This window comes from Pseudomonas sp. ADPe (assembly GCF_014843515.1).
Classification (GTDB): Bacteria; Pseudomonadota; Gammaproteobacteria; order Pseudomonadales; family Pseudomonadaceae; genus Pseudomonas; species Pseudomonas citronellolis.
The window spans coordinates 1,444,000-1,468,928 of sequence record NZ_CP062122.1; the positions used below are offsets into that span (position 1 = coordinate 1,444,000).

The 24,929-nt window shown below is 68.6% G+C and carries 22 protein-coding genes; 7 read left to right on the plus strand and 15 right to left on the minus strand.

The annotated features are described in order from the left end of the window. Positions 1-2 precede the first annotated feature (2 nt). The gene (locus tag IG194_RS06565) at positions 3-1,106 is read right to left on the minus strand and encodes an efflux RND transporter periplasmic adaptor subunit (RefSeq protein WP_058487247.1); all 1,104 of its coding nucleotides are present in this window, start codon (positions 1,104-1,106) and stop codon (positions 3-5) included. A gap of 97 nt (positions 1,107-1,203) precedes the next feature. On the opposite strand from IG194_RS06565, the gene IG194_RS06570 reads away from it, so the two are divergent. Continuing rightward, a complete protein-coding gene (locus tag IG194_RS06570; RefSeq protein ID WP_058487248.1) occupies positions 1,204-1,836 on the plus strand; it encodes a TetR/AcrR family transcriptional regulator in 633 nt (210 codons plus the stop codon). 353 nt (positions 1,837-2,189) lie between these two features. Here the strand turns inward: IG194_RS06570 and IG194_RS06575 are convergent, their stop codons facing one another. The 7 genes from IG194_RS06575 to ppc form a co-directional block, all read right to left on the minus strand. Beyond that, positions 2,190-2,975: a class I SAM-dependent methyltransferase gene (locus tag IG194_RS06575; RefSeq protein WP_058487249.1), complete on the minus strand. Its 786-nt coding sequence runs from the start codon at positions 2,973-2,975 to the stop codon at positions 2,190-2,192. 47 nt (positions 2,976-3,022) lie between these two features. After that, positions 3,023-3,850 carry an isocitrate lyase/PEP mutase family protein gene (locus IG194_RS06580; RefSeq protein WP_058487250.1) on the minus strand — a complete coding sequence of 276 codons (828 nt, stop codon included), beginning with the start codon at positions 3,848-3,850 and terminating at the stop codon, positions 3,023-3,025. Between the two features lie 51 nt (positions 3,851-3,901). Then, complete coding sequence (locus tag IG194_RS06585) at positions 3,902-4,762, minus strand: DUF72 domain-containing protein (protein WP_141679732.1); 861 nt, start codon at positions 4,760-4,762, stop codon at positions 3,902-3,904. Then, a complete protein-coding gene (locus IG194_RS06590; protein ID WP_009616550.1) occupies positions 4,759-5,109 on the minus strand; it encodes a hypothetical protein in 351 nt (116 codons plus the stop codon). The genes IG194_RS06585 and IG194_RS06590 overlap by 4 nt, the downstream gene beginning before the upstream one ends. Positions 5,110-5,172: 63 nt before the next feature. Beyond that, positions 5,173-5,847: a tRNA (adenosine(37)-N6)-threonylcarbamoyltransferase complex dimerization subunit type 1 TsaB gene (gene tsaB / locus IG194_RS06595; protein WP_058487252.1), complete on the minus strand. Its 675-nt coding sequence runs from the start codon at positions 5,845-5,847 to the stop codon at positions 5,173-5,175. 87 nt (positions 5,848-5,934) lie between these two features. Next, the gene (gene adk, locus IG194_RS06600; protein ID WP_009616548.1) at positions 5,935-6,582 is read right to left on the minus strand and encodes an adenylate kinase; all 648 of its coding nucleotides are present in this window, start codon (positions 6,580-6,582) and stop codon (positions 5,935-5,937) included. 160 nt (positions 6,583-6,742) lie between these two features. After that, positions 6,743-9,379, minus strand: coding sequence for a phosphoenolpyruvate carboxylase (gene ppc, locus IG194_RS06605; RefSeq protein WP_058487253.1), 2,637 nt, complete (start codon positions 9,377-9,379; stop codon positions 6,743-6,745). A gap of 194 nt (positions 9,380-9,573) precedes the next feature. Here ppc and IG194_RS06610 point away from each other — a divergent pair, with 194 nt between their 5' ends. After that, positions 9,574-9,921, plus strand: coding sequence for a hypothetical protein (locus tag IG194_RS06610; RefSeq protein ID WP_009616546.1), 348 nt, complete (start codon positions 9,574-9,576; stop codon positions 9,919-9,921). Between the two features lie 458 nt (positions 9,922-10,379). Here IG194_RS06610 and hda read toward each other — a convergent pair whose 3' ends face one another. Both hda and IG194_RS06620 read right to left on the minus strand, forming a co-directional pair. Then, the gene (gene hda / locus IG194_RS06615) at positions 10,380-11,087 is read right to left on the minus strand and encodes a DnaA regulatory inactivator Hda (protein ID WP_009616904.1); all 708 of its coding nucleotides are present in this window, start codon (positions 11,085-11,087) and stop codon (positions 10,380-10,382) included. Positions 11,088-11,231: 144 nt separating this feature from the next. Beyond that, positions 11,232-12,272, minus strand: coding sequence for a DUF2066 domain-containing protein (locus IG194_RS06620; protein ID WP_058487254.1), 1,041 nt, complete (start codon positions 12,270-12,272; stop codon positions 11,232-11,234). 215 nt (positions 12,273-12,487) lie between these two features. Here IG194_RS06620 and purM point away from each other — a divergent pair, with 215 nt between their 5' ends. Genes purM through IG194_RS06635 form a run of 3 tightly spaced genes read left to right on the plus strand, consistent with a single transcriptional unit; the run spans position 12,488 to position 14,926 of the window. Then, positions 12,488-13,549: a phosphoribosylformylglycinamidine cyclo-ligase gene (gene purM / locus IG194_RS06625; protein WP_043271266.1), complete on the plus strand. Its 1,062-nt coding sequence runs from the start codon at positions 12,488-12,490 to the stop codon at positions 13,547-13,549. Beyond that, entirely contained in the window at positions 13,549-14,199 is a 651-nt protein-coding gene (gene purN / locus IG194_RS06630) for a phosphoribosylglycinamide formyltransferase (protein WP_009616901.1), read from the plus strand. Before purM ends, purN begins: the two co-directional genes overlap by 1 nt. A 10-nt stretch (positions 14,200-14,209) precedes the next feature. Next, entirely contained in the window at positions 14,210-14,926 is a 717-nt protein-coding gene (locus IG194_RS06635) for a DUF3108 domain-containing protein (RefSeq protein WP_009616899.1), read from the plus strand. Between the two features lie 57 nt (positions 14,927-14,983). Here IG194_RS06635 and IG194_RS06640 read toward each other — a convergent pair whose 3' ends face one another. Then, a complete protein-coding gene (locus IG194_RS06640) occupies positions 14,984-15,523 on the minus strand; it encodes a DUF2058 domain-containing protein (protein ID WP_043271268.1) in 540 nt (179 codons plus the stop codon). Between the two features lie 163 nt (positions 15,524-15,686). Here IG194_RS06640 and IG194_RS06645 point away from each other — a divergent pair, with 163 nt between their 5' ends. After that, positions 15,687-16,619 carry an aspartyl/asparaginyl beta-hydroxylase domain-containing protein gene (locus tag IG194_RS06645; protein WP_043317760.1) on the plus strand — a complete coding sequence of 311 codons (933 nt, stop codon included), beginning with the start codon at positions 15,687-15,689 and terminating at the stop codon, positions 16,617-16,619. Between the two features lie 293 nt (positions 16,620-16,912). Here IG194_RS06645 and mazG read toward each other — a convergent pair whose 3' ends face one another. From mazG to cysM, 4 genes are all read right to left on the minus strand, one after another. Next, the gene (mazG, locus tag IG194_RS06650) at positions 16,913-17,746 is read right to left on the minus strand and encodes a nucleoside triphosphate pyrophosphohydrolase (RefSeq protein ID WP_058072446.1); all 834 of its coding nucleotides are present in this window, start codon (positions 17,744-17,746) and stop codon (positions 16,913-16,915) included. Continuing rightward, on the minus strand, positions 17,739-19,997 hold the full coding sequence (relA, locus tag IG194_RS06655) for a GTP diphosphokinase (protein ID WP_058072445.1): 2,259 nt from the start codon (positions 19,995-19,997) through the stop codon (positions 17,739-17,741). The genes mazG and relA overlap by 8 nt, the downstream gene beginning before the upstream one ends. A 90-nt stretch (positions 19,998-20,087) precedes the next feature. Continuing rightward, positions 20,088-21,452 (minus strand): 23S rRNA (uracil(1939)-C(5))-methyltransferase RlmD, encoded by a 1,365-nt coding sequence (rlmD, locus tag IG194_RS06660; RefSeq protein WP_058487255.1) that lies wholly within the window; start codon positions 21,450-21,452, stop codon positions 20,088-20,090. Between the two features lies 1 nt (position 21,453). Further along, positions 21,454-22,353, minus strand: a complete 900-nt coding sequence (gene cysM, locus IG194_RS06665) for a cysteine synthase CysM (protein ID WP_058487256.1) — start codon at positions 22,351-22,353, stop codon at positions 21,454-21,456. Between the two features lie 332 nt (positions 22,354-22,685). On the opposite strand from cysM, the gene IG194_RS06670 reads away from it, so the two are divergent. Next, positions 22,686-24,914, plus strand: a complete 2,229-nt coding sequence (locus tag IG194_RS06670; RefSeq protein WP_043271276.1) for a TonB-dependent receptor domain-containing protein — start codon at positions 22,686-22,688, stop codon at positions 24,912-24,914. Positions 24,915-24,929: the final 15 nt, after the last annotated feature.

A 24,929-nucleotide genomic window follows, 5' to 3' on the forward strand; every position in this document is an offset into this window, starting at 1 on the left:
CGTCACTCCTTCGCCAGCAGTTTGACCGAACGGTTCTCGCGATCGACCGGGCGCACCTGCTGGCCTTCGCGCAAGACCTGGACGCCCGCGGCGACCACCCAGTCGTCGGGCTTCAGCCCTTCGAGCACCGGCACCCGGTCCTCGGTGTAGGGCCCGATGCGCACCGGCCGGCGGTGCAGGCTGGCATCCTTCGGGTCGACCACCCAGACGAACGGCTGGCCACCCTCGGCGCTCACCGCCGCCAGCGGCACGGCCAGGGGCACGGCGCCCTCGCTGTGGATGTACACGCGGGCGCTCTGGCCCAGTTCGGCCGGCACCTTGTCGTCGTCGAAGGCGACCCGCGCGGCGAAGGTGCGCGACTGCGGGTCGGCGGCCGGCGACAGCTCGCGGATATGCCCGCTGAAGCGCTTGTCCGGCTGCGACCAGAGCTCGACGCTGACGCCCTCGCCGATGCGGAAGCGCTCGATGGCGTGCTCGGGGAAGCTGATCAGCACTTCGCGGTCACCATCGGCAGCCAGGGTGAAGACCGTCTGCCCGGCGGCCACCACCTGCCCCACTTCGACGCGCCGCGCCGAGATCACCCCGTCCTGCGGAGCGCGCAACACGGCGTAGTCGGCCTGGTTGCGCGCCACGTCGTACTCGGCGCGCACCTGCTTCATGCGCGCCTCGCCGGCGCGGTAGGTGTTCTCGATGTTGTCGAACTGCGACTGGCTGACCAGCTTGCGCTCCAGCAGCACCTTGTAGCGCTGGTATTCCGAACGCACGGTCTGCAGGTTGGCCTCGGCGGCGGCGACCTGGGCGCGGTTGGCCTCCAGCTGCAGGCGCACGTCCTCGGGGTCCAGTTCGGCCAGCGGCTGGTCGCGGCGCACGCGCTCGCCGGTCTCCACCAGGCGCCTGGCCACCTTGCCGCCGATGCGGAACGCCAGCTCCGGCTCGTGGCGGGCGCGCACCTCGCCCGGATAGGCCTCGGTGACCGAACGCGCCAGCTGCGGCTGCACGACCATGGCCGGGCGCAGCGCCGGCTTGGCCGGCTCGCCGTTGCCGCAGGCGGCAAGGCTCAGGGAGAAGGCGAGAGGGACAGCGACGGACAAGGCATGGCGGAACATGATGTATGACCTTTCGCAAAACGCAGTTGAATTCTTATACTCGGCGGTATAGTAAGAATACAAAACCGACCAGTCCAGTATTTGAAGCGAAAATAAAATGTCCCAGCCTCCCATCCCCAACGGCCCCGGCCGCCCCAAGGACCCGGCCAAGCGCCAGGCGATCCTCGAAGCCGCCAAGGAGCTGTTCGTCCGCAACGGCTACGACGGCAGCAGCATGGAAGCCATCGCCGCCGAGGCCGGGGTTTCCAAGCTCACCGTGTACAGCCATTTCACCGACAAGGAGACGCTGTTCTGCGAGGCGGTGCAGGCCAAGTGCGCCGAGCAGGTGCCGGAGCTGTTCCACGAACCGCCGGCCGACGCGCCCACGCGCGAGCTGCTGCTGAACATCGCGCGCGGCTTCAACCGCCTGATCAACAGCCCCGAGGCCATCGCCCTGAGCCGCCTGATGATCGCCCAGGGCGGGCAGAACCCGGCGCTGTCGCAGATGTTCTTCGACGCTGGCCCGCAACGGGTGCTGGACCAGATGCAACGGCTGATCGCCCAGGCCCAGCGCAAGGGCGAACTGCGCGAGGGCGACGCGCGCAACGCCGCCGAGCACTTCCTGATGCTGGTGCAGGGCTGCCTGCACTTCCGCCTGCTGATCGGCTGCGTCGAGCGGCCGCCGGTGGAGGAGAGCGAAAGGCATGTGCAGGAGGTGGTGGAGTTGTTTTTGCGGGCTTATCGGCCGTGAGGCGTATGCCGTAGGCGCTTCTCCTGTAGGAGCGAGCTTGCTCGCGAAGGGGGTTCCCCGGTGGCTACGGTGTCTTGGCTCGGCTCCGCCCCTCTCCCTAACCCTCTCCCTGAAGGGAGAGGGGACCGTTCGGCATGCGCTGATGTTTCCGCGTTAGCCGGCTTGCAGTGAGTGGCCGGCTGACACCAAATCCTTTCTCGGCACGGACAAGCCCCCTCTCCCTTCAGGGCGGGGCGCGCAGCCGAGGGCTGGGGAGAGGGGACGGCGTTCATCTCGAACACTGCTGCTACCGGCTGGCACCGTTCGCGAGCAAGAGCTAGGCGCCCCCCTCGCTCCTACGAAAAGCCCTCCGCTCAGGGCTTGAGGGACTTCAACGGATAGATGTCATACCGGCTCGACTTCCCTTCCAGGCTGTAGCTCGGCTTGGCGCCCTCGATGATCGGCGCCTTGCGCGGGCGCTTGACCACCACGCGGTGGCTGGCCAGGGCCAGGGCCGCCTGGAGCAGCGCCGGGGCGTCCATGTCGTCGCCCACCAGGGGGCGGAACAGGCGCATTTCCTTTTTCACCAGGGCGCTCTTGTCGCGGTGCGGGAACATGGGGTCGAGGTAGATCACCTGGGGCGCCTCGCCCTGCCAGGCGCCCATCAGGTCGATGGCGTTGCCCTGGTGCAGTTGCATGCGCGCCACTATCGGCGCCACTTCCAGGTCGCGCACCGCGCGGGCCAGGCCGTCTTCCAGCAGGGCCGCGATCAGCGGTTGGCGCTCGATCAGTTGCATCTCGCAGCCCAGGGTGGCGAGGACGAAGGCGTCGCGGCCCAGGCCGGCGGTGGCGTCTAGCACATGTGGCCGCACACCCGGCTGCACACCCACCGCCTTGGCGATCATCTGTCCGCTGCCGCCGCCGAACTGGCGGCGGTGGGCGGCGGCGCCTTCGAGGAAGTCCACGCGCACCGGGCCCGGCGAATCCGGCCCCAACTGCAGCAGTTGCAGGCCCTGCTCACCCAGTTGCAGGGCGAAGTCCGCCGCGCCCTCCTCCGCCAGTTCCAGGCCCAGGCGCCGGGCCCATTGTCCGGCGGCTTCACGGTAGTGGGACTCCAGGGCCTGGACGATGATGCGGGGAGTGTCTGCGCTGGCGCTCATGCGGGTCGATCCGGTGCAAAAGCACCGATTCTACCGCAGGCCCCGGCTCAGCGCCGGAACAGCGCGTTGAGGCGGGCGAAGGGCATGCCTTCCTGGGTCGCCTCCAGGCGCCCGCCGGCCAGTTCGCTGGCGGCGTGGAAGAAGGCGCCGTAGGCTACCCGCGCCAGCGACGAGCCCAGGCTGACGCGCTTCACGCCCAGCCCGGCCAGGTCGCTCAGCGACAGTTGCAGGGCCGGCGAGCCGACCAGCACGTTCACCGGCCGCGGCGCCACCGCGCGAACCACCGCGTCGATCTGCTCGCGGGTGGTCAGGCCCGGCGCGTAGAGCACGTCGGCGCCGGCCTCGGCGAAGGCCACCAGGCGGCGGATGGTGTCGTCCAGGTCATCGCGGCCGTGCAGCAGGTTCTCCGCGCGGGCCGCCAGGGTGAAGGGGAATTCCAGCGAGTGCGCGGCCTGCACTGCCGCGCGCACGCGTTCCACCGCCAGTTCGAAGGGGTAGATGGGATCGTCCGGGCGGCCGGTCGCGTCCTCGATGGAGCCGCCGACCAGGCCGATGCTGGCGGCCAGGCGGATGGTCGCCACGCAGTCCTCGGGCGCGTCGCCGTAGCCGTTCTCCAGGTCGGCGGCCACCGGCAGCGGCGTCGCCTCGACGATGGCGCGGGCGTTGGCCAGGGCTTCCTCGCGGCTCACCTCGCCTTCGGCGTCGCAGCGGCCGAGGGCGAAGGCCAGGCCGGCGCTGGTGGTGGCCAGGGCCTCGAAGCCCAGGCCAGCGAGCATTTTCGCCGAGCCGGCGTCCCAGGGGTTGGGCAGGACGAACAGGCCGTCGCGCCGGTGCAGGGCCTGGAAGGCCAGGCCGCGTTCGTGTTGGGTGGTCATGGGGGCGCTCTCCGTGCGAATGGGAGCTTGCAGGTTAGCGCAACCGCGGCCTCAGAGCAGGCCCAGTTGCTCCACTTCCGGCTGCGGCAGCTGCAGCGCCGGCAGGCCCGGCAGACGCTCGGCCAGCAGGGCGTGGAAGCGCTGTGCCTGCTCGGCGGCGCGGTGGTTGTCCGGGGTGTGGAGGAACACGTGAGGCGTCAGGCCGTCCTCGATCCAGCCGGCCACCTTGTCCACCCAGGGCGTCAGGTAGGTCTGGTTGACGTCCAGGTCCGGCCCGCCGATGAAGCGCACCTGCGGGCTGTCGCTGAAGGCCGCCGGGCGCACCGGAATCCTCGGTTTCTTCGACTGCGCATGGCGCACCGCCGGGTCGTCGGACCGGCAGGCGAACAGCGCCCGCGAATCCAGGCAGATGCGCTCCACGCCGCGCTCGTGGAGCAGACGGTTGAGCAGCCGCTCCTCCTCGCCTTTGTCGAAGAACGCCGGGTGGCGCACTTCCACGGCGATGCGCCGGGCGCCGAACTCGTCCAGCCAGGCGGCCAGCTCGCCCAGGCGCTGCGGGCCGAAGCCGGCGGAAAGCTGCAGCCACAGCGGGCTCACCCGGCTGCCCAGCGGCGCCAGCAGGTCGAGGAAGTCGCGTGTGGCGCCGAACTGCTCGCGCAAATCGCCCTCGTGGCTGATGTCGCGGGGCAGCTTGGCGCAGAAGTGGAAGTCCGCCGGCATGGTCTGCGCCCAGCGCTGCAACGTGTCAGCGCTGGGCCGGGCGTAGAAGGTGGTGTTGCCCTCCACCGCGTTGAACACCTGGCTGTAGAAGCCCAGGGTGTCGGCCGGGCGCAGGTCGGCGGGGTAGAAGCTGCCGCGCCAGGCGGGCTCGTTCCACGACGGGCAGCCCAGGTAGTACGGCAGGCCCATCAGGCGTAGAGGTCGATGCCCAGCACTTCCGGGGCGTCGTAGCCGCCCAGCGGCAGGTTGGCCGTGCTGCTGTAGCTGGCCAGGGCCTGGGCCGCGCGGTTGCTGACCGGACGCTGGTAGGCCAAGACATCGCTGAGGACGATGGGCAGGCTGCCGCTGCCAGCGTTGCCTGGCTCCACGTAGCGCGTCTGCGCCTGCTGCTCCAGGCCCTGGCTGGCGGCCACCGAGGCCGGCTGCTCGCGACGCGCCTCGGCCTCGCGCATGACCTCGCGATAGGGCGTGACCGCGGTGCCGGGGCGGCTGCCGGAGTCGGGCGTGATGGAGTAGCTGGACAGGCCGTCGATGCGCATGTTCAGGGCTCAGCGGGTAAGGATTTCACTCTAGCGAGCGTCCAGGGGCTTGGCAATCGCCGGTCAGCCGGCCTTGGGCGTGGCCACGTTGTCGCGCAGGTAGACCGGCTGCGCCTGGTCCGCCGGCACGGCATCGCCGCGCTCCCAGGCGAACAGCGCCAGGTCCAGCAGGTCTCCGGCGTTAGGCAGCAGGCTGGCGTCCTCGGCCTGCACCTTCACCGCCAGGCGCTCGCGGTAGCCCCAGCCGGTGCCGGCGCCGAACCAGTCGCCCTCGGCATCGCGCGGCAGCGCCACCTTTTCCGGCGGCAGCACCGCCTCGGCGCCGGCCAGGCGCATCTCGCCCTGCTCCAGGCGGTAGCAACCCCAATAGACCTCGTCCATGCGCGCGTCGATGGCGGCCGCTACCTGGCTGGCGCCATGCTCGCGGTGGGCGCGCTGGGCCAGCACGGCGAGGTCGGAGATCGGCAGCACCGGCTTGTCCAGGGCGAAGGCCAGGCCCTGCACCACGCCGATGGCGATGCGCACGCCGGTGAAGGCGCCGGGGCCGCGGCCGAAGGCAATGGCGTCCACCGCGGCCAGGGCGATGCCGGCCTCGTCGAGCAGCTCCTGCACCATGGGCAGCAGGCGCTTGGCATGCAGCCGCGGGATCACCTCGTGGCGGCTGAAACGCCGGCCGTCGTGCAGCAGGGCGACGGAGCAGGCTTCGGTGGAGGTGTCCAGGGCCAGCAGGGTGGGCATCGGGGTTTTCCGGCAAGCTGAAAAAGGGCGGGCATTATAAACGCCAAAGGCCCGCAAGCGGGCCTCTGGTGCAGGTCGGGCGGCGACTCAGCTGAGCGCGGCCAGGACCTTGGCGGTAATCTGGTCCACCGAGCCGACGCCTTCGACGCGGCTGTACTTCGGGGTGCCTTCGACGGCGGCCAGCTTCTGGTAGAAGTCGACCAGCGGCTTGGTCTGGGTGTGGTAGACCGACAGGCGGTGGCGCACGGTCTCTTCGCGGTCGTCTTCACGCTGGATCAGGTCTTCGCCGGTGACGTCGTCCTTGCCGGCGACCTTCGGCGGGTTGTGCTCGACGTGGTACACGCGGCCGGAGGCCGGGTGCACGCGGCGGCCGGCCATGCGGCTGACGATCTCTTCGTCGTCAACGGCGATCTCGATCACGTGGTCGATGCTCACGCCGGCTTCCTTCATGGCCTCGGCCTGGGGAATGGTGCGCGGGAAACCGTCGAACAGGAAGCCGTTGGCGCAATCGGGCTGGGCGATGCGCTCCTTGACCAGGTTGATGATCAGGTCATCCGAAACCAGGCCGCCGGCATCCATCACGCTCTTGGCCTGCAGGCCCAGCTCGGTGCCGGCCTTGACCGCTGCGCGCAGCATGTCCCCGGTGGAGATCTGCGGAATGCTGAACTTCTCGGTGATGAAGCGGGCCTGAGTACCTTTGCCGGCACCGGGCGCCCCGAGCAGAATCACACGCATCGATATGCTCCTTAGTCTTGTTGAAAGCGAAATCCCGGATCTGCCTTATGGGGCCTATCTGAACATGCTTGAAATGGCGCAGGAATACGCCGAAAGGCTGATCAAGATACACAGCGCACCCTGAGCGCACAAGCCACCGGAAAGTCGTGGCCGGGGCCGCTCAACCGGTGTTGCGCAGCCCCGCGGCGATGCCCGCCACCGTCACCAGCAGGGCCTGTTCCAGACCGCCGCAGGCGTCGCCTTCGCAGCGTCTGGAACGGGCCAGCAGCTCCGCCTGGAGCAGGTGCAGCGGGTCCAGGTAGATGTTGCGCACGGCGATCGATTCGCGGGTTTCGGTGGCCTGCGCCAGCAGGCGCTGCTGGCCGGTCAGGCCGAGCACCACGCGCAGCGCCTGCGACAATAGGTCGCGTAAATGCACACCTAATGGTCGCAGTTCCGATTGCACCAGACGTTCGTCGTAGAGTTGGGCGATTTCGCCGTCGGCCTTGGCCAGGACCATCTCCAGCATGTCGATGCGCGCGCGGAAGAACGGCCACTGCTCGCGCATGCGCTGCAGCAGGGCGCCCTCGCCGCGGTCGATGGCGTTGAACAGCGCGGTCTCCCAGCCCAGCCAGGCCGGCAGCATCAGCCGCGTCTGCGTCCAGGCGAAGATCCACGGGATCGCCCGCAGGCTCTCGATGCCGCCCTGGCGGCGCTTGGCCGGGCGGCTGCCCAGGGGCAGGCGGCCGAGTTCCTGTTCCGGGGTGGCCTCGCGGAAGTAGTCGACGAACTGCGGCGTCTCGCGCACCACCTGGCGGTAGGCGGCCAGGGAATCGGCGGCCAGGCGCTGCATTTCCTCGCGCCAGGCCGGCTCCGGCGCCGGTGGCGGCAGCAGCGTGGCCTCCAGCACCGCGGCCAGGTAGAGGTCGAGGTTCTGCCGGGCGATGCCGGGCAGGCCGAACTTGAAGCGGATCATCTCGCCCTGTTCGGTGGTGCGGAAGCGCCCCGCCACCGAGCCCGGCGGCTGCGAGAGGATGGCCGCGTGGGCCGGGCCGCCGCCGCGCCCGACGGTGCCGCCGCGGCCGTGGAACAGCAGCAGCTCGACGCCGTGGGCGCGGCAGATGTCCACCAGCGCTTCCTGGGCGCGGTACTGCGCCCAGGCCGCGGCCAGGGTGCCGGCGTCCTTGGCCGAGTCGGAGTAGCCGATCATCACTTCCTGCGGCCCGGCCAGGGCTTCGCGGTAGGCGTCCAGGCCGAGCAGGCGGTCGATGCAGGGGCCGGCGTTGTCGAGGTCGTCGAGGGTTTCGAAGAGTGGCACCACGCGCAGCGGCCGGCGCAACCCGCATTCCTTGAGCAGCAGTTGCACCGCCAGCACGTCGGACGGCTGGCCGGCCATGGAGATGACGTAGGAACCCAGCGAGGCCGCCGGCGCGGCAGCCGCCACGCGGCAGGTGGCCAGGACTTCGGCGGTGTCGGCGCTGGCCTGGTAGTCCGCCGGCAGCAGCGGGCGATGGTTGCCCAGTTCCTCCAGGAGGAATTCCTGGCGCACCGCCTCGTCCCACTCCTGGTAGCGGCCCAGGCCCAGGTACTCGGTGATTTCGCTCAGGGCGGCGGCGTGGCGGCCGGAGTCCTGGCGGATGTCCAGGCGCGTCAGGAACAGGCCGAAGGTGGCGGCGCGGCGCAGGCTGTCGAGTAGCGCGCCGTCGGCGATCACGCCCATGCCGCAGGCGTGCAGCGAGCGGTGGCACAGCTCCAGCGGCGCCAGCAGCTCGCGGTTGTCCTGCAGCACCGCCTCGGGTGCAACCTCGTCTTCGCTCAGCGCGCGTTCGGCCCAGGCCCGCGTGGCGCGCAGGCGTTCGCGCAACTGCTTGAGCAGGGCGCGATAGGGTTCGGCCACCTCGCCGGTTTCCGCCAGCAGTTCCTCGCTGGCCTGCTGCATGGAGAGGTCGGCGGCCAGGCTGTCGACGTCGCGCAGGTAGAGGTCGGCGGCCATCCAGCGCGCCAGCAGCAGCACCTCGCGGGTGATGACGGCGGTGACGTTGGGGTTGCCGTCGCGGTCGCCGCCCATCCAGGAGGCGAAGCGGATGGGCGCGGCCTGCAGCGGCAGGCGCTGGCCGGTGCAGCTTTGCAGGGTCTCGTCGACGTGGCGGAGGAAGTCGGGCACGGCGTGCCAGAGGGAATGCTCGATCACCGCGAAGCCCCACTTGGCCTCGTCCACCGGCGTTGGCCGGGTGCGGCGGATCTCGTCGGTGTGCCAGGCCTCGGCCACCAGCCGGCGCAGGCGCGTGTCCACCTGCTCGCGCTCTTCGGGGAGCAGGTCGGTGTGGTCCTTGGCCGCCAGTTGCGCGGCCATGGCGTCGTATTTCTGGATCAGGGTGCGCCGCGCCACTTCGGTAGGGTGCGCGGTGAGCACCAGTTCGATGTCCAGCTGCGCCACCTGGCGCGCCAGCTCCGCCGGCTCCACGCCGGCCTTGCGCAGGCGCCCCAGCAGCTCGCCGAGCACGCGCTGCTCGAAGGGCTGCGGCTCCTTCGGCCCGCGGCGGCGGATGCGGTGGTACTGCTCGGCGATGTTGGCCAGGTTGAGGAACTGGTTGAAGGCCCGCGCCACCGGCAGCAGCTCGTCCTCGCCCAGGCCGTCGAGGGCCGCCGCCAGCTGCCGCGCGCCTTCGGCCGAACCACGCCGCGCCGCCTTGGCGCCCTGGCGGATCAGCTCGATCTTGTCGAGGAAGGCCTGGCCGTACTGGCTGCGGATGGTCTGCCCGAGCAGTTCGCCCAGCAGGTGCACGTCCTCGCGCAGGCGCGCGTCGATATCCGCCATGGGGGTTCTCCGTGTCTGGATTCTCTTACAGTGCCGCCTGGCGACACTCACTGACAAGCGTGCGACGAACGCCCGCGATCCTGCTCCGACAGCGTCTAGGCTAGATGTGATCCCGAAGGATTCGGGAAATTCTTCCCGGCGGCTCCAAAAGGGCCGTCTTCCCCGCCGGCCACGAGCCGGCCCATGAGGTGAACATGAAGATCCGCGATCTGGTACGCCATTGGGAACAGAACGCCAGGGGGCGCATGACCAGCCACAGCTACAGCATCCCGCTGGACGTGGAAACCGCCGCGCGCCTGGCCGCGCTGCACGACATGTACCCCAAGCGCAGCGTCGAAGAACTGCTCGGCGAACTGGTCGGCTCGGCCCTGGAAGAACTGGAGGCGAGCTTCCCCTACGTGAAGGGGCAGAAGGTGGTGGCGCTGGACGAACAGGGCGACCCGCTCTACGAGGACGTCGGCCCTACCCCGCGCTTCCTGCAGCTGTCGCGCAAGTACCTGCATGAGCTGACGGGGCACAAGGAAGAGCCGAGCCACAGCTGAGCGTAGGGCGCATAACGCCTATGGCGTTATCCGCCGTTTGGCCTTGGTCCCCGGCGCGCTTCGGGTTCGGTCACGGAGCGCCTGTTTCCGGGCACTCCGAGCCCCGTAGGATGGGTTGAGCGAAGCGATACCCACCACCGCATGGGTTTCGCAAGCTCAACCCATCCTACGAAACTACAGGGGAACGGTGTGGTTGGCACAGCGTAAGCGGATCTCATCCGCGAATCGCGCCGGGACGTCCGGTTATCGCGGACAAGGTCCGCTCCTACGCCCTCCGGCAAACACAAGACCCGTAGAATGGCGTTGAGCGAAGCGATACCCATCACCACGACCGCATGGGTTTCGCAAGCTCGACCCATCCTACGAAAAGCCTCGGCGCAACGTCGTAGGGCGAAGAGCATACGGCTCCGGATAACTTGCAGCTTATGGCTTGCGGCTTGCAGCTCCCCCGAAGGGGCCTACCAGCCCAGGGTTTCCTTGAGGAAGGGGATGGTCAGTTTGCGCTGGGCCTGCAGCGAGGCCTTGTCCAGTTCGTCCAGCAGGTCGAAGAGGAATTCCATGCTGCGCGCGCCGCGGGTGAGGATGAAGCGCCCGACTTCGTCGGTGAGGTGCAGGCCGCGGCGCGAGGCGCGCAGTTGCAGGGCGCGGAGTTTTTCCTCGTCGGTCAGCGGGTGCAGCTGGAAGATCAGCGAGAGGGTCAGCCGCGACTTCAGGTCGGGCAGCTTGACCGGCAATTCGCGCGGCGGCATTGAGGCCGCCAGCAGCAGACGCCGGCCAGCGTCGCGCAGGCGGTTGAACAGGTGGAACAGCGCCTCTTCCCACTCCGGCAGGCCGGCCAGGGCCTCGATGTCGTCGAGGCAGACCAGTTCCAGCTGTTCCAGATCGTCGAAGATCGCCGGGCCGTATTGCACCAGCTCGGCCATCGGCAGGTACACCGAGGTCTCGCCGTACTGCTCGAAGCGCAGGCAGGCCGCCTGCAGCAGGTGGCTGCGCCCCACGCCCTCGACGCCCCACAGGTAGATGAGGCTCTCCGCCCAGCCGGCGTCGCAGTCGCACAGCCGCTCGACATACCCCAGCGCCGCGGCGTTGGTGCCGGGGTAGAAGTTGGCGAAGGTGGCATCGTCGCGCAGACGGATGCCCAGGGGTAGCTGCATAGGTTGTTTCATGCCGGGCGGGGCTTTTCTTCGAAAACGCTTACAGTGAAGCCGTACGGATCAAAAGTGTAACCAAATCATCATTTTGGCGCATCCGAAAAGGCGCCGGAGGCGCAGCATACTGCGAATCCGGCGCCAGGCCCACCCGCGGCGTGACTACCAGCGGAAGCGCATGACGTTGCTCGGCGCCGCGGGCTGCGCCGGCAGCGGCTGGCCGTTGGCGTCCAGCGCCGGCTGGGCCGGCTCGGCCGGGGCCTCCTGCAGGTGCGCCAGGCCCAGCTGGGCGCGCAGTTGGTCGGGGCTGGCGTTGAGGCGGTATTGCAGGTTGTCGCCCTGGGCCAGGACCAGCTTCGCGCCCATCGGGTCGAGCAGCTTCTGCAGCTGGGCATAGCGTTCGAGGTTGGCGCCCTGCACCTGCAGGGTCAGGGCGCTGGCCGCGCCCGGCGCGCCGACGAAGCGCGGCGCCAGGCGCTGGCTGACCGCCAGCATCACGGCGTCGGCCAGGGCGTCCGGGCTGTCGCCCTGGGCCTGGCCCTGTTCGCGCGAGTCGCCCAGCCACAGGCGCCATTGCGCCTGCCACTTGCCGCCGTCTTCCTTGGCGTCGACCGCCAGCAGGCCGTCGGCGGAATAGCGCTCGGAGGCGGAGCGCAGCGCGTCGGGCTGCGCGGCGGTGATGTTCTGCGCGGTGCCCACGCCCTGCTCGGAGAGGTCGGCCATCGGCAGCAACAGCGGCAGGCCGCGGCGCTGGGCGGCGCGGTTGAGCGGTGCGGCGCCTTCCTGGCTGTCGCCCACCAGGCTGCTGCCGGCGGCGCTTTCGTTCAGCCACCAGGCCAGCAGGCTCGGACGGTTGGCGCCCCAGACCGGCAGGCCGGCCTGGCGCAGGGCGTTGTTCACCGAGGCGGGGTCGAAGTCCACCACCAGTGCCAGCGGCGGGCCGTTCTCGTAGCCGTACTGGCTGATCAGTTGCTGCGGGTCCTTGAAGTAGCCGGCCAGCGCGCCGCTCTGGGCGGCGCGGGCATCGCCGGTCAGGCGCAGCACCAGGGTCTGCAGCGCGCGGGACAGGCCGGCGCTGCGCTCGTCCGGCTGCTGCGAGGCCACCGGCTCGTGCACCTGGTAGAGGTTGCCCAGCGCGGCGGCGAAGGACGGCAGGCTGAGCAACGACAGGCAGAGGATCAACAGGCGGGCGGTAAATCGCATGACAGGCTCTCGACGAACGGAATAAGGAAGGGAACGGCACCTGGCAAGCCCTTCCGGAAGGCCTATACCTTAAACAGCCCTCCGGTCAGCGGCAACAGCGCGAGATGGCCGCTGCCGGGCAAGCCTGATAAAATCCCGCGCCTCCCGCGAGGTCGCCGCGAATCCTTCGCGCCGCGGCCGGCAGACGAATCACTCCTTTCTACAGGCCTGGATACATGAGCAGCAAGCAACCCTCGTTGAGCTACAAGGACGCCGGTGTGGACATCGACGCCGGCGAAGCCCTCGTCGAACGCATCAAAGGCGTCGCCAAGCGCACCGCGCGTCCTGAAGTCATGGGCGGCCTGGGCGGCTTCGGCGCGCTCTGCGAGATCCCGGCCGGCTACAAGCAGCCGGTGCTGGTTTCCGGCACCGACGGCGTCGGCACCAAGCTGCGCCTGGCGCTGAACCTGAACAAGCACGACAGCATCGGCCAGGACCTGGTCGCCATGTGCGTCAACGACCTGGTGGTCTGCGGCGCCGAGCCGCTGTTCTTCCTCGACTACTACGCCACCGGCAAGCTCAACGTCGACGTCGCCGCCACCGTGGTGACCGGCATCGGCGCCGGCTGCGAACTGGCCGGCTGCTCGCTGGTCGGCGGTGAAACCGCCGAGATGCCCGGCATGTACGAGGGCGAGGACTACGACCTGGCCGGCTTCTGCGTCGGCGTGGTGGAAAAGGCCGAGATCATCGACGGCTCGAAGGTGGTCGCCGGCGACGCCCTGGTCGCCCTGCCTTCCTCCGGCCCGCACTCCAACGGCTACTCGCTGATCCGCAAGATCATCGAAGTCTCCGGCGCCGACATCGAGGCCACCCAGCTCGACGGCAAGCCCCTGGCCGATCTGCTGATGGCGCCGACGCGCATCTACGTCAAGCCGCTGCTGCAGCTGATCGAGCAGACCGGCGCGGTCAAGGCCATGGCCCACATCACCGGCGGCGGCCTGCTGGACAACATCCCGCGCGTACTGCCGGACAACGCCCAGGCCGTGATCGACGTGGCCAGCTGGCAGCGCCCGGCGGTATTCGACTGGCTGCAGGAGAAGGGCAATGTCGACGAGCACGAGATGCACCGTGTGCTGAACTGCGGCGTGGGCATGGTCATCTGCGTCGCCCAGGACCAGGTCGAGGCCACCCTCGCCTCCCTGCGCGCCTCCGGCGAGCAGCCCTGGGTCATCGGCCGCATCGACGCCTGCGCAGCGGACGCCGAACGCGTGGTGCTGAACAACCTGAAAGGCCACTGATGTCCCGTCCTTGCAATGTCGTGGTGCTGATTTCCGGCTCCGGCAGCAATCTGCAAGCACTGATCGACAGCCTGGCCGACGGCGCCACGCCGGCAACCATCCGCGCGGTGATTTCCAACCGCGCGGACGCCTACGGCCTGCAGCGCGCCGCCGCCGCGGGCATCGCCACTGAGGTCCTGGACCACAAGGGCTTCGCCGACCGCGAAGCCTTCGACGCCGAGCTGATCCGCCGCATCGACGCCCACGCCCCGGACCTGGTGGTCCTGGCCGGCTTCATGCGCATCCTCAGCTCGGCCTTCGTGCGCCACTACCACGGCCGCCTGCTGAACATCCACCCCTCGCTGCTGCCCAAGTACAAGGGCCTGCACACCCACCAGCGGGCGCTGGAGGCCGGTGACGCCGAGCATGGCTGCTCGGTGCATTTCGTCACCGAGGAACTCGACGGTGGCCCTCTGGTCGTACAGGCGGCAATCCCGGTAGAGTCGCAAGACACGCCGGAGACGCTCGCCGCGCGGGTGCACGTGCAGGAGCACCTGATCTACCCGCTGGCCATGCGCTGGTTCGCCGAAGGCCGTTTGCGCCTGGGCGAGCGAGGCGCCATGCTGGATGGCCAGGCGTTGCCGGCCACCGGCTACCCGTTCCGAACCTAGGAGATTCGCGATGCGTAGAGTCCTGCTGTTCCTGATGGCCCTGCTGACGTTGCCGGCGTATGCCGCCTCGTTCCAGATCAAGCCGTTCGAGGCCAGCTACACCGCGGACTGGAAGCAGATGCCGCTGAGCGGGACCGCTTCCCGCAGCCTCAAGCAAGGCGACGGCGGCAACTGGGAACTCGACTTCCAGGCCTCCATGCTGCTCGCCAGCCTGAAGGAGAGCAGTTCCTTCAAGGTCGAAGGCGATACCTACCTGCCGCAGACCTACCACTGGGCCCGCGAGGGCCTGGGCAAGAACAAGTCCACCGATCTGCAGTTCGACTGGGCGCAGAAACAGGTCACCGGCAGCGACCGCGGCGACGCCGTGCGCCTGCCGCTGAACCGCGGCCAGCTCGACAAGTCCACCTACCAGCTGGTGCTGCAGCACGACGTCGCCGTCGGCAAGAAAAGCATGAGCTACCAGGTGATCGAGGGTACCGACACCGATACCTACGACTTCCGCGTGCTCGGCGAGGAGAAGGTCGCCACCCAGGCCGGCCAGATCGACGCCATCAAGGTCGAGCGCGTGCGCGACCCGACCAAGAGCAACCGCAAGACCGTCCTCTGGTTCGCCAAGGACTGGGACTACCTGCTGGTGCGCCTGTACCAGCAGGAGACCGACGGCAAGGAGTACCAGATCATGCTCAAGGACGGCACCGTCGACGGCAGGCAGGTCAAGGGCTCGTAACCTCGGGCAGCATGAAAAAAGCCGGGCATCCGCCCGGCTTTTTCGTTTCCGCAGTTGTCACCACATGAGGTCGTCGGGCACCACGTAGTCCTTGTACGGATCGTCCTCGTCCGGCTCGCCGCTGGGCTCGTTGAGCAGCACCACGCGGCGCTCGTCGCGCTCCTGGATGCGCAGCGCGGCATCGCGCGGGACTATCTCGTAGCGCCCGTCGTAGCTGACGATGGCCAGACTGCCACGGCTGAGCTTATCGCGGATCAGGGCGTTCACCGCGATGCGCTTGACCTTCTTGGCGTCGACGAAGTTGTAGTAGTCGTCGCCCTCCATCCTGGGCAGGCGGGTGCCTTCGATCAGTTGCTTGACCTGCGCGGCGCGAGCCTTCTTCTCGGCCTTCTCCTGCTGCTGGCGGTTCAGCTCCTGGTCGCGGGCCAGCTTTTCGGCCTGGGCCTGCAACGCGGCCTGGCGCTGGCTGTCGTCCTTCTCGGCCTGGCCCTTGTGCTCCAGGCGCTGCTGTTTCTGCTTCTGCTTGCTGGCCTGCTTGGCCTGCTTTTCGTTGACCAGCCCGGCTTTCAGCAACTGGTCACGCAATGACATGCTCATTGGCTAACGACTCTCCGACAGCCTGCGAATATGACGCAGGACAATTCTGACGTGGCGGAAAATTCAGCGGCGACGCGCGCTGAGGGTATAATCCTCGGGCCTGTGTCGGCGTTGCGCAAGTGGCCGGCCGTTTTTCAGCCAAACAGGGCGGACTCGCCATCCCATGATCAAGCTCCTCGTCCTCGCGATCCTCGCCATCTTCCTCATCGCCATTCTCTACGTGCACCTGCGCGGCAAGGTACGCCTGCCGTTCCTGCGCCAGGTGGTCAACCACTCGGCCTGGTTCGCCCCGTACAACTCGCTGATGTACCTGAACTCCAGCGTACCCTCCAAGCCCTACCTGGACCGTGAGCGCTTCCCGGAACTCGACAAGCTGCGCGACAACTGGCAGATGATCCGCGAAGAAGCCGAGCAGCTGTTCGACGAGGGCTACATCCGCGATGCCCTGAACAACAACGAGGCGGGCTTCGGCTCCTTCTTCAAGAAGGGCTGGACGCGCTTCTACCTGACCTGGTACGACGGCCCCCTGCCCTCCGCGCAGCGCCTGTGCCCGAAGACCGTGGAGCTGGTCAGCAGCATCCCCAACGTCAAGGGCGCGATGTTCACCCGCCTGCCGCCGAACAGCCACCTGAACAAGCACCGCGACCCCTACGCCGGCTCCCTGCGCTACCACCTGGGCCTGGCCACGCCGAACTCGGACAGTTGCCGCATCTTCGTCGACGGCCAACCCTACGCCTGGCGCGACGGCGAGGACGTGATGTTCGACGAGACCTTCGTGCACTGGGTGAAGAACGAGACGGACGAATCGCGCCTGATCCTCTTCTGCGACGTCGAGCGTCCGCTCAAGTCGCCGCTGCTGACGCGCATCAACCGCCGCGTCAGCGCCTTCCTCGGCCGCGCCACCGCGCCGCAGAACGTCGAGGGCGAGCGCGTCGGCGGGATCAACCAGGCCTACTCGGTGCTGATTCGTATCGGCAACGGCGTGGGTGGGCAGGTGAAGAAGTTCAAGCGCCGGTATCCCAAGGCCTACCGCATCGGTCGGCCGATTCTGGCGGTGCTGTTGCTGGTATTACTGATTCGCTGGATGTTCACGTAGGGCGCATAACGCCTATGGCGTTATCCGCCGTTTGACCTTGGTTACCAGCCCGCTCGGTGTCGAGCCTGGCGCGGGTCACGCATTCCCCCAGATCGACCGAGGCAGGGTCGATGAGGAAGGTGAGGCGGCGGATAACCGCGAACGGTTATTCGCCCTACGCTACTGGAAGCACCGGCGTAGGAGCGGACCTTGTCCGCGATTGGACTCCCCGGCCACGCCGGACGCCCCTGTGGCACGAACAGCCCCATTCGCGAGCAAGCTCGCTCCTACGAAAAGCAAAAAGCCCCGGCGAACTAACCACACCCCAGCGGATTCTTCTCCTCCCGCTTGGCCTCGCCCCAGAGCGCATCCAGCTCTTCCAGGCTGCATTCCTCGGCCTTGCGGCCCTGGTCGCGCAGGGTGGTCTCGATGTAGCGGAAGCGCCTTTCGAACTTGCCATTCGCCGCGCGCAGGGCGGTTTCCGGGTCGACTTTCAGGTGCCGGGCCAGGTTGACCACCACGAACAGCAGGTCGCCGATCTCCTCTGCCTGGGCTTCGGCGTCGCCGTCGGCCATGGCTTCCAGCACTTCGTCCAGCTCTTCGCGCAGCTTGTCCACCACCGGCAGGGCTTCCGGCCAGTCGAAGCCGACCTGGGCCGCGCGCTTCTGCAGCTTGGCCGCGCGGCTGAGGGCCGGCAGCGCCACCGGCACGTCGTCCAGCAGCGACAGTTGCACCGGCTCGGCGGCCTTGGCCGCGCGTTCCTCGGCCTTGAGTTCTTCCCAGCGCTGCTTCACCGCCGCTTCCGCCAGCTTCGCCGCGTCGGGCACGCCGTACAGGTCGCCGTCGGGGAACACATGGGGATGGCGGCGGACCAGCTTGGCGGTGATGCCGTGGACCACCGCGTCGAAGTCGAAGCGCTGCTCCTCGCGGGCCAGTTGGGCGTAGTAGACCACCTGGAACAACAGGTCGCCGGCCTCCTCGCGCAGGTGCTCGAAGTCGCCGCGCTCGATGGCGTCGGCGACCTCGTAGGCTTCCTCGATGGTGTAGGGGGCGATGCTCGCGTAGTCCTGCTTGAGGTCCCAGGGGCAGCCGTGCTGCGGGTCGCGCAGGCGCGCCATGAGGTACAGCAGGTCGTCGAGCTTATACATCCTTGCCACCCGCGCGGTCGCGCCGCGCCTCGATGATGTTGGGCAGTTGCGAGATGCGCGCCAGCAGGCGGCCCAGGGAATCCAGGCCGGGGATCTCGATGGTCAGGCGCATGGTCGCGGTGTTGTCGTCCTTGTCCGAGCGGGTGTTCACCGCCAGCACGTTGATGCGCTCGTTGAGCAGCACCTGGGACACGTCGCGCAGCAGGCCGGAACGGTCGTAGGCGCGGATGACGATGTCCACCGGGTAGGTCTGCACCGGCACCGGGCCCCAGCTCACCTGGATCATCCGCTCCGGCTCGCGGCCGGCCAGTTGCAGCACGGTGGCGCAATCCTGGCGGTGGATGGTGACGCCGCGGCCGAGGGTGATGTAGCCGACGATCGGGTCGCCCGGCAGTGGCTGGCAGCAACCGGCCATCTGCGTCAGCAGGTTGCCCACGCCCTGGATCTGGATGTCGCCGCGCTTGCCGTGGCCGACGCGGCTGGGCTTGCGCGGGATGAGTTCGAGCTGCTCGTTGCCACGCTCCGGTTCCACCAGGGCCTGGGCGTAGTTGACCACGTGGGCCAGGCGCAGGTCGCCGGCGCCGAGGGCCGCGAACAGGTCCTCGCCGGTCTTGTAGTTGGCCTTCTCGGCCAGCTTCTCGAAGTCCACCGGCGGCAGTGCCAGGCGCCCCAGTTCGCGTTCGAGCATGGCCTTGCCGGCGGCGACGTTCTGGTCGCGGGCCTGCAGCTTGAACCAGTGGACGATCTTCGCCCGCGCCCGCGAGGTGGTGACGTAGCCGAGGTTCTGGTTCAGCCAGTCGCGGCTCGGGCCGCTGTGCTTGCCGGTGATGATCTCCACCTGCTCGCCGGTCTGCAGGCTGTAGTTCAGCGGCACGATGCGCCCGTTGATCTTGGCGCCGCGGCAGTTGTGGCCCACCTCGGTGTGCACGCGGTAGGCGAAGTCCAGCGGCGTGGAGCCTTTGGGCAGGTCGATGGCGTGGCCGTCGGGGGTGAACACGTACACCCGGTCCGGCTCGATGTCCACGCGCAGCTGCTCGGCCAGGCCGCCGATGTCGCCCAGCTCCTCGTGCCACTCCAGGACCTGGCGCAGCCAGGAGATCTTCTCCTCGTAGTGGTTGGAGCCGGACTTGACGTCGGTGCCCTTGTAGCGCCAGTGCGCGCACACGCCCAGCTCGGCTTCCTCGTGCATGGCGTGGGTGCGGATCTGCACTTCCAGCACCTTGCCCTCGGGGCCGATCACCGCGGTGTGCAGCGAGCGGTAGCCGTTTTCCTTGGGGTTGGCGATGTAGTCGTCGAATTCCTTGGGAATGTGCCGCCACAGGGTGTGCACGATGCCCAGCGCGGTGTAGCAGTCGCGCATCTCCGGGACCAGCACGCGCACCGCGCGCACGTCGTAGATCTGGCTGAAGTCCAGGCCCTTGCGCTGCATCTTCCGCCAGATCGAGTAGATGTGCTTGGCGCGGCCGGACAGGTCGGCCTTGATGCCGGTGGCGGCCAGGGCGTCCTTGAGCTGCTGCATCACGGTGGCGATGTACTGCTCGCGGTCCAGGCGGCGCTCGTGCAGCAGCTTGGCGATCTGCTTGTACTGGTCGGGCTCCAGGTAGCGGAAGGACAGGTCCTCCAGCTCCCACTTGATGTGGCCGATGCCCAGGCGGTGCGCCAGCGGCGCATAGATGTCGAACACCTCGCGGGCGACGCGCATGCGCTTCTCCTCGTCGGCGTTCTTCACCGCGCGGATGGCGCAGGTGCGCTCGGCCAGCTTGATCAGCGCGACGCGCACGTCGTCGACCATGGCCACCAGCATCTTGCGCAGGTTCTCGATCTGCGCCTGGGTGCCGAGCACCATGGACTGCCGCGGGTTGAGGCTGGCGCTGATCGCCGCCATGCGCAGCACGCCCTCGATCAGCTTGGCCACCACCGGGCCGAAGCGCTGCTGCACTTCCTCCAGCTTGACCTTGCCCTCGCGGACGCCACGGTAGATCACCGCGGCCACCAGCGACTCCTGGTCCAGCTTGAGGTCGGCGAGGATCTCGGCGATCTCAAGGCCGGTCTGGAAGCTCGAAGTGCCATCGGCCCAGGCGGCTTCCACCTGGCTGACCGCCTTGTTCTCGGCCTCGCGGGCGAACTCGCAGGCCTCCAGCAGGACCTTGCGATCCAGCACCGGGACCAGGGTCTGGACGTGGTCCAGCCAGGCCTCGAGGTTGATGCTGCCGTCGGTGTTGACCGGCTGGTGCGCTCTCACCTGTACCATCTTGTCTACCCTTCCCCACGGTGTGCCGTGGCACACCGCTCGACTGCGCCGGCCTTTCTGGCGTGGGCCGGTCGGATTGCGCAGGTCGTCCTAACCTGCCTCGAACAGAGCCATCGCCTCCACATGCGCCGTCTGCGGGAACATGTCGAGGATTCCGGCACGCTTCAGGCGATAGCCCTGACGGGCCAGTTCGCCGGCGTCGCGCGCCAGGGTCGCCGGGTTGCAGGACACATAGAGTACCCGCTCGGCGCCCAGTTCACGCATGCCCCGTGCCATCTCGAGCGCGCCGTCACGCGGCGGGTCGAGCAGCACGGCGGAAAATCCCTTGGCCGCGTCCCCGGCGAACCAGCGCGCCGCGGACAGCGGCTGCGCCAGGTCGGCCTGGTGGAACACGGCGTTGTCCAGGCCATTGGCCCGGGCGTTGGCCGCGGCGCGCGCAACCATGCTTTGCACGCCTTCCACGCCCACCACGCAGGCGGCGCTTCGGGCCAGCGGCAGGGCGAAATTGCCCAGGCCACAGAACAGGTCTAGCACCCGTTCCGCCGGTGCGGGGGCCAACCAGTCCAGCGCCTGCGCGACCATGGCCACGTTGACCGGCTCGTTGACCTGGACGAAGTCCCCCGGCCGGTAGGCCAGGGTCAGGTCCCAGGCGTCCAGGCGGTAGCCCAGGCGCCCTTCGCCGTCGGCCGGCGTCGGTTCGCCGTCGCCCTGCAGCCACAGCTGCACATCCCGTGCCGAACAGAAGGCCCGGAGGCGTTCGAGGTCGGCGGCGGGCAGAGGTTCGGTGTGGCGCAGCAGCAAGGCGCAGGCGGTGCCGTGGAACAGCTCGACGTGGCCGATGGCCCGCGGCCGCTGGAACCCCTGCAGCAGCGCCGGCAACGCGCGGGCCAGCGCCTGCAGTTCGGGCACCAGCACCAGGCAGTCGTCGAAGGCGACGATGGCCTGGCTGGCGGCGGCGCGGAACCCCACCTCCAGGCGCTGGGCCTTGGCATCCCAGCGCACGGCGATGCGGGCCCGGCGGCGGTAGCCGAATTCGGGGCCGGCCAGGGGCGCTGCCCACGCTTCCGGGACGATGTCGCCGAAGCGCTGCAGCTGTTCGGCCAGGGTGCGCTGCTTGAGCGCCAATTGTCCGGCGTGGGGCAGGTGCTGCAGGGTGCAGCCACCGCACTTGCCGGCCACCGGGCAGGGCTCGGCGCGGCGCTCCGGCGCGGCGGCCAGGATGCGTTCGCCGCGGGCGTCCACCACCTGGCTGCGCGCGGCCAGCACGCGGGCCTCGACCTCTTCCCCGGGCAGCGCGCCGGCGACGAACCAGGTGCGCCCTTCCAGGTGCGCGATGCCGCGGCCGTCATGGGCCAGGCGCTCGATGCGCAGGCGCTGCTTCTTGCCCACCGGCACGCCGGCGTTGCGGGCGCCGCCGCTGGGCTGGAAGCGCAGGCCGCTTCTGTGCTTGGCCATGTCAGCTGGGGTCGTAGATTCCGGAGGACAGGTAGCGGTCGCCGCGGTCGCAGATGATCGCCACCAGCACCGCGTTCTCCAGTTCGCGGGACAGGCGCAGCATGGCCGCCACCGCACCGCCGGAGGACACACCGCAGAAAATGCCTTCCTCGCGGGCCAGGCGGCGCATCACGTCCTCGGCCTCGCTCTGGTGCATGTCCACCACGCGGTCGACGCGGCTGGCGTCGAAGATCTTCGGCAGGTATTCCTGCGGCCAGCGGCGGATGCCGGGGATGGACGAGCCTTCCATCGGCTGCAGGCCGACGATCTGCACCGCCGGGTTCTGCTCCTTGAGGTAGCGCGACACGCCCATGATGGTGCCGGTGGTGCCCATGGAGCTGACGAAGTGGGTTATCTCGCCGTTGGTCTGGCGCCAGATCTCCGGGCCGGTGCCCTGGTAGTGGGCCACCGGGTTGTCGCCGTTGGCGAACTGGTCCAGCACCTTGCCCTTGCCTTCGCGCTGCATCTGGTCGGCCAGGTCGCGGGCGCCTTCCATGCCCTGCTCCTTGCTCACCAGGATCAGCTCGGCGCCGTAGGCGGTCATGGCCGCCTTGCGTTCGGCGGTGGAGTTGTCCGGCATGATCAGGATCATGCGGTAGCCCTTGATCGCCGCGGCCATGGCCAGGGCGATGCCGGTGTTGCCGGAAGTGGCCTCGATTAGGGTGTCGCCGGGGTGGATGTCGCCACGCAGCTCCGCGCGGGTGATCATCGACAGCGCCGGGCGGTCCTTCACGGAGCCGGCCGGGTTGTTGCCTTCGAGTTTCACCAGCAGGGTGTTGGAGGTTTCCCCGGGCAGGCGCTGCAGGCGCACCAGCGGAGTATTGCCGATGCACTCGGCGATGGTGGGGTACTGCACGGTCATGGAGTCGCTCGTCGTCAGCAAGGCCAATCTGGATAGCGGCCTATGATACCGGTAAACCGCCGCCGGCCATATCGGCAAGCGCAGCGAGTGGCATCGGCGGCGGCATCCGCGCCTGCCTCGCCGCCCCGGATTCCTTGCTCGGAGACCGGAACATCCGCGTAGGAAATCTCCGCAATTAACATGCTGCCACAATGCGTTCCAGCCCCCATGAGCCGGGCGCTGCAGTGCGATTTCAGGCCTCTGCGGACATATGCAGTAACTTTCATGAAGATGAAAATGATTTGCGTTACCGACAGGCTCCGCCGCCATCACGAGCAGTCAGGAGTCTACCGATGTCCATTCCTCTTTCCCGCACTTCCCTGGCCGGCGCCATCGCCCTGGCCATGGCCGGCCAGGCCCAGGGCAACGACACCCTGAGCCTGGGCGACACCGTGGTCACCGCCGCCGGCTACGAACAGAAAGTCACCGAGGCGCCGGCCAGCATCAGCGTGCTGACCCGCGAGGAACTGCAAGAGAAGCGCTACAGCAACCTGGCCGAGGCCCTGGAAGACGTCGAAGGCGTCGACATCGGCCAGAGCACCGGCAAGACCGGCGGCCTGAACATCAGCATCCGCGGCCTGCCCAGCGACTACACCCTGGTGCTGATCGACGGCCGCCGGCAGAACAGCGCCGGCAACATCACCCCCAACGGCTTCGGCGAGACCTCCACCAGCTTCATGCCGCCGCTCTCGGCCATCGAGCGCATCGAGGTGATCCGCGGCCCCATGTCCACCCTCTACGGCTCCGACGCCATGGGCGGGGTGGTCAACATCATCACCCGCAAGGTGGCCCGCGAATGGGGCGCCAGCCTCAGCCTCGACCACACCGTCCAGGAACACCGCGACTACGGCGACAGCAGCGGCACCAGCCTCTACGCCAGCGGCCCGCTGGTGGCCGACCGGCTCGGCCTGAACCTGCGCGGCAGCTTCTTCGACCGCAGCGCCTCGGACCTGAGCTTCGACGACGGCGCCACCGTCAGCCGCCGCGGCGCCTCCCCGGTGGAAGGCCAGAACTACAACATCGGCAGCCGCCTGACCTTCACCCCCAACGCCGAGCACGACATCTCCCTGGACTTCGAGCGTGGCCGCCAGGCGTACAACAACGACGACTGCCAGTTGGGCACCCTCGACGGCAAGGCCGGCGGCAGCGCCACCGACGGTTGCAACCGCGACGCACCGACGCGCGCCAACGGCTACAAGGACGAACTGCGCTTCGAGCGCGACCAGTTCGCCCTCTCCCACACCGGCCGCCTGGGCTTCGGCACCCTGGACAGCAGCCTGACGCACAGCACCACCGAGACCATCGGGCGCACCATCCCCGGCACCGTCGGGCGGCCCTACAGCGGCTACCCGTCGATCGTCGGCGGCGACGACCGCACCCTCAAGTCCACCGACCTGGTGCTGGACAGCAAGCTGGTGATGCCCCTGGGCGAGGCGCACATGTTCACCCTCGGCGGCCAGTACTGGGACGCGAAGGTCGAGGACGGCATCGCCACCGAGGAATTCCAGCAGAGTTCCTGGGCGCTGTTCGCCGAGGACGAGTGGCGCCTGCGCCAGGACCTGGCGCTGACCCTCGGCGGCCGCTACGAGGACCACGAGGCCTTCGGCGGGCACTTCAGCCCGCGCGCCTACCTGGTGTGGAACACCACCGACAGCTGGACGCTCAAGGGCGGCGTCAGCCAGGGCTACAAGACGCCCACGCTGAACCAGCTGCACGACGGCATCAACGGTGTCAGCGGCCAGGGCCAGATCCTCACCATCGGCAGCCCCGACCTGGACCCGGAAACCAGCACCAACACCGAATTCGGCGTCTACTACGACAACCTCGCCGACTTCAACGCCAACCTCACGCTGTTCCACACCCGCTTCAAGGACAAGATCGACAGCGGCACCCCGATCCCCAACTGCAACTGGCCGGACGCGCCGAACCAGGCCGGCTGCATCGACATGGGCAGCAGCTTCCTGCAGGAGAACTTCGCCCAGCAGGTGAACATCGGCAAGGCCCGCACCCAGGGCGTGGAACTGGCTGGGCGCTGGGCTTTCGCCCCGGCCTTGAGCGCCTCGCTGAACTACACCTACACCGACAGCGAGCAGCTCAGCGGCGACGACAAGGGCGCCCCGCTGACCAACACCCCGCGACACATGGCCAACCTGCGCCTGGACTGGCAGGCCAGCGAGCGCCTGAAGCTCTGGCTGAAGGGCGAATACCACGGCGAGCGGGCGCGCTTCACCGCGCGCTACGCCAACCTCAACGCGACCAACCAGGCCATCGCCGACCAGTTGGGCGACCTCGACGCCTACCAGGTGTTCCACCTCGGCGGCTCGTTCAAGGCCACGCGCAACCTGACGCTGAACGCCACCCTGTACAACCTGTTCGACAAGGACTTCCTCGGCGGCGACTCCTACACCGCCGCCAACGGCACCACGGGCTGGGCCTCGCACTACATCCAGGGCAGCGCGGGGACCAGCGGCACCCTGGAGGAAGGGCGCCGGCTGTGGCTGTCGGCGGTGATGGAGTTCTGACGGCCGCTGGTCGCC

What these genes read in the sequence shown, in the direction of transcription:
- IG194_RS06580 (WP_058487250.1), bottom strand. Translation starts at nt 3,850, where the DNA reads ATGACCACCCAACACGAACGCGGCCTGGCCTTCCAGGCCCTGCACCGG.
- IG194_RS06620 (WP_058487254.1), bottom strand. Translation starts at nt 12,272, where the DNA reads ATGCGATTTACCGCCCGCCTGTTGATCCTCTGCCTGTCGTTGCTCAGC.
- IG194_RS06610 (WP_009616546.1), top strand. Translation starts at nt 9,574, where the DNA reads ATGAAGATCCGCGATCTGGTACGCCATTGGGAACAGAACGCCAGGGGG.
- purN (WP_009616901.1), top strand. Translation starts at nt 13,549, where the DNA reads ATGTCCCGTCCTTGCAATGTCGTGGTGCTGATTTCCGGCTCCGGCAGC.
- IG194_RS06590 (WP_009616550.1), bottom strand. Translation starts at nt 5,109, where the DNA reads ATGCGCATCGACGGCCTGTCCAGCTACTCCATCACGCCCGACTCCGGC.
- ppc (WP_058487253.1), bottom strand. Translation starts at nt 9,379, where the DNA reads ATGGCGGATATCGACGCGCGCCTGCGCGAGGACGTGCACCTGCTGGGC.
- tsaB (WP_058487252.1), bottom strand. Translation starts at nt 5,847, where the DNA reads ATGCCCACCCTGCTGGCCCTGGACACCTCCACCGAAGCCTGCTCCGTC.
- cysM (WP_058487256.1), bottom strand. Translation starts at nt 22,353, where the DNA reads ATGACCGTGCAGTACCCCACCATCGCCGAGTGCATCGGCAATACTCCG.
- purM (WP_043271266.1), top strand. Translation starts at nt 12,488, where the DNA reads ATGAGCAGCAAGCAACCCTCGTTGAGCTACAAGGACGCCGGTGTGGAC.
- adk (WP_009616548.1), bottom strand. Translation starts at nt 6,582, where the DNA reads ATGCGTGTGATTCTGCTCGGGGCGCCCGGTGCCGGCAAAGGTACTCAG.
- IG194_RS06570 (WP_058487248.1), top strand. Translation starts at nt 1,204, where the DNA reads ATGTCCCAGCCTCCCATCCCCAACGGCCCCGGCCGCCCCAAGGACCCG.
- relA (WP_058072445.1), bottom strand. Translation starts at nt 19,997, where the DNA reads ATGGTACAGGTGAGAGCGCACCAGCCGGTCAACACCGACGGCAGCATC.
- IG194_RS06635 (WP_009616899.1), top strand. Translation starts at nt 14,210, where the DNA reads ATGCGTAGAGTCCTGCTGTTCCTGATGGCCCTGCTGACGTTGCCGGCG.
- IG194_RS06645 (WP_043317760.1), top strand. Translation starts at nt 15,687, where the DNA reads ATGATCAAGCTCCTCGTCCTCGCGATCCTCGCCATCTTCCTCATCGCC.
- mazG (WP_058072446.1), bottom strand. Translation starts at nt 17,746, where the DNA reads ATGTATAAGCTCGACGACCTGCTGTACCTCATGGCGCGCCTGCGCGAC.
- IG194_RS06670 (WP_043271276.1), top strand. Translation starts at nt 22,686, where the DNA reads ATGTCCATTCCTCTTTCCCGCACTTCCCTGGCCGGCGCCATCGCCCTG.
- IG194_RS06640 (WP_043271268.1), bottom strand. Translation starts at nt 15,523, where the DNA reads ATGAGCATGTCATTGCGTGACCAGTTGCTGAAAGCCGGGCTGGTCAAC.
- IG194_RS06565 (WP_058487247.1), bottom strand. Translation starts at nt 1,106, where the DNA reads ATGTTCCGCCATGCCTTGTCCGTCGCTGTCCCTCTCGCCTTCTCCCTG.
- IG194_RS06575 (WP_058487249.1), bottom strand. Translation starts at nt 2,975, where the DNA reads ATGAGCGCCAGCGCAGACACTCCCCGCATCATCGTCCAGGCCCTGGAG.
- rlmD (WP_058487255.1), bottom strand. Translation starts at nt 21,452, where the DNA reads ATGGCCAAGCACAGAAGCGGCCTGCGCTTCCAGCCCAGCGGCGGCGCC.
- hda (WP_009616904.1), bottom strand. Translation starts at nt 11,087, where the DNA reads ATGAAACAACCTATGCAGCTACCCCTGGGCATCCGTCTGCGCGACGAT.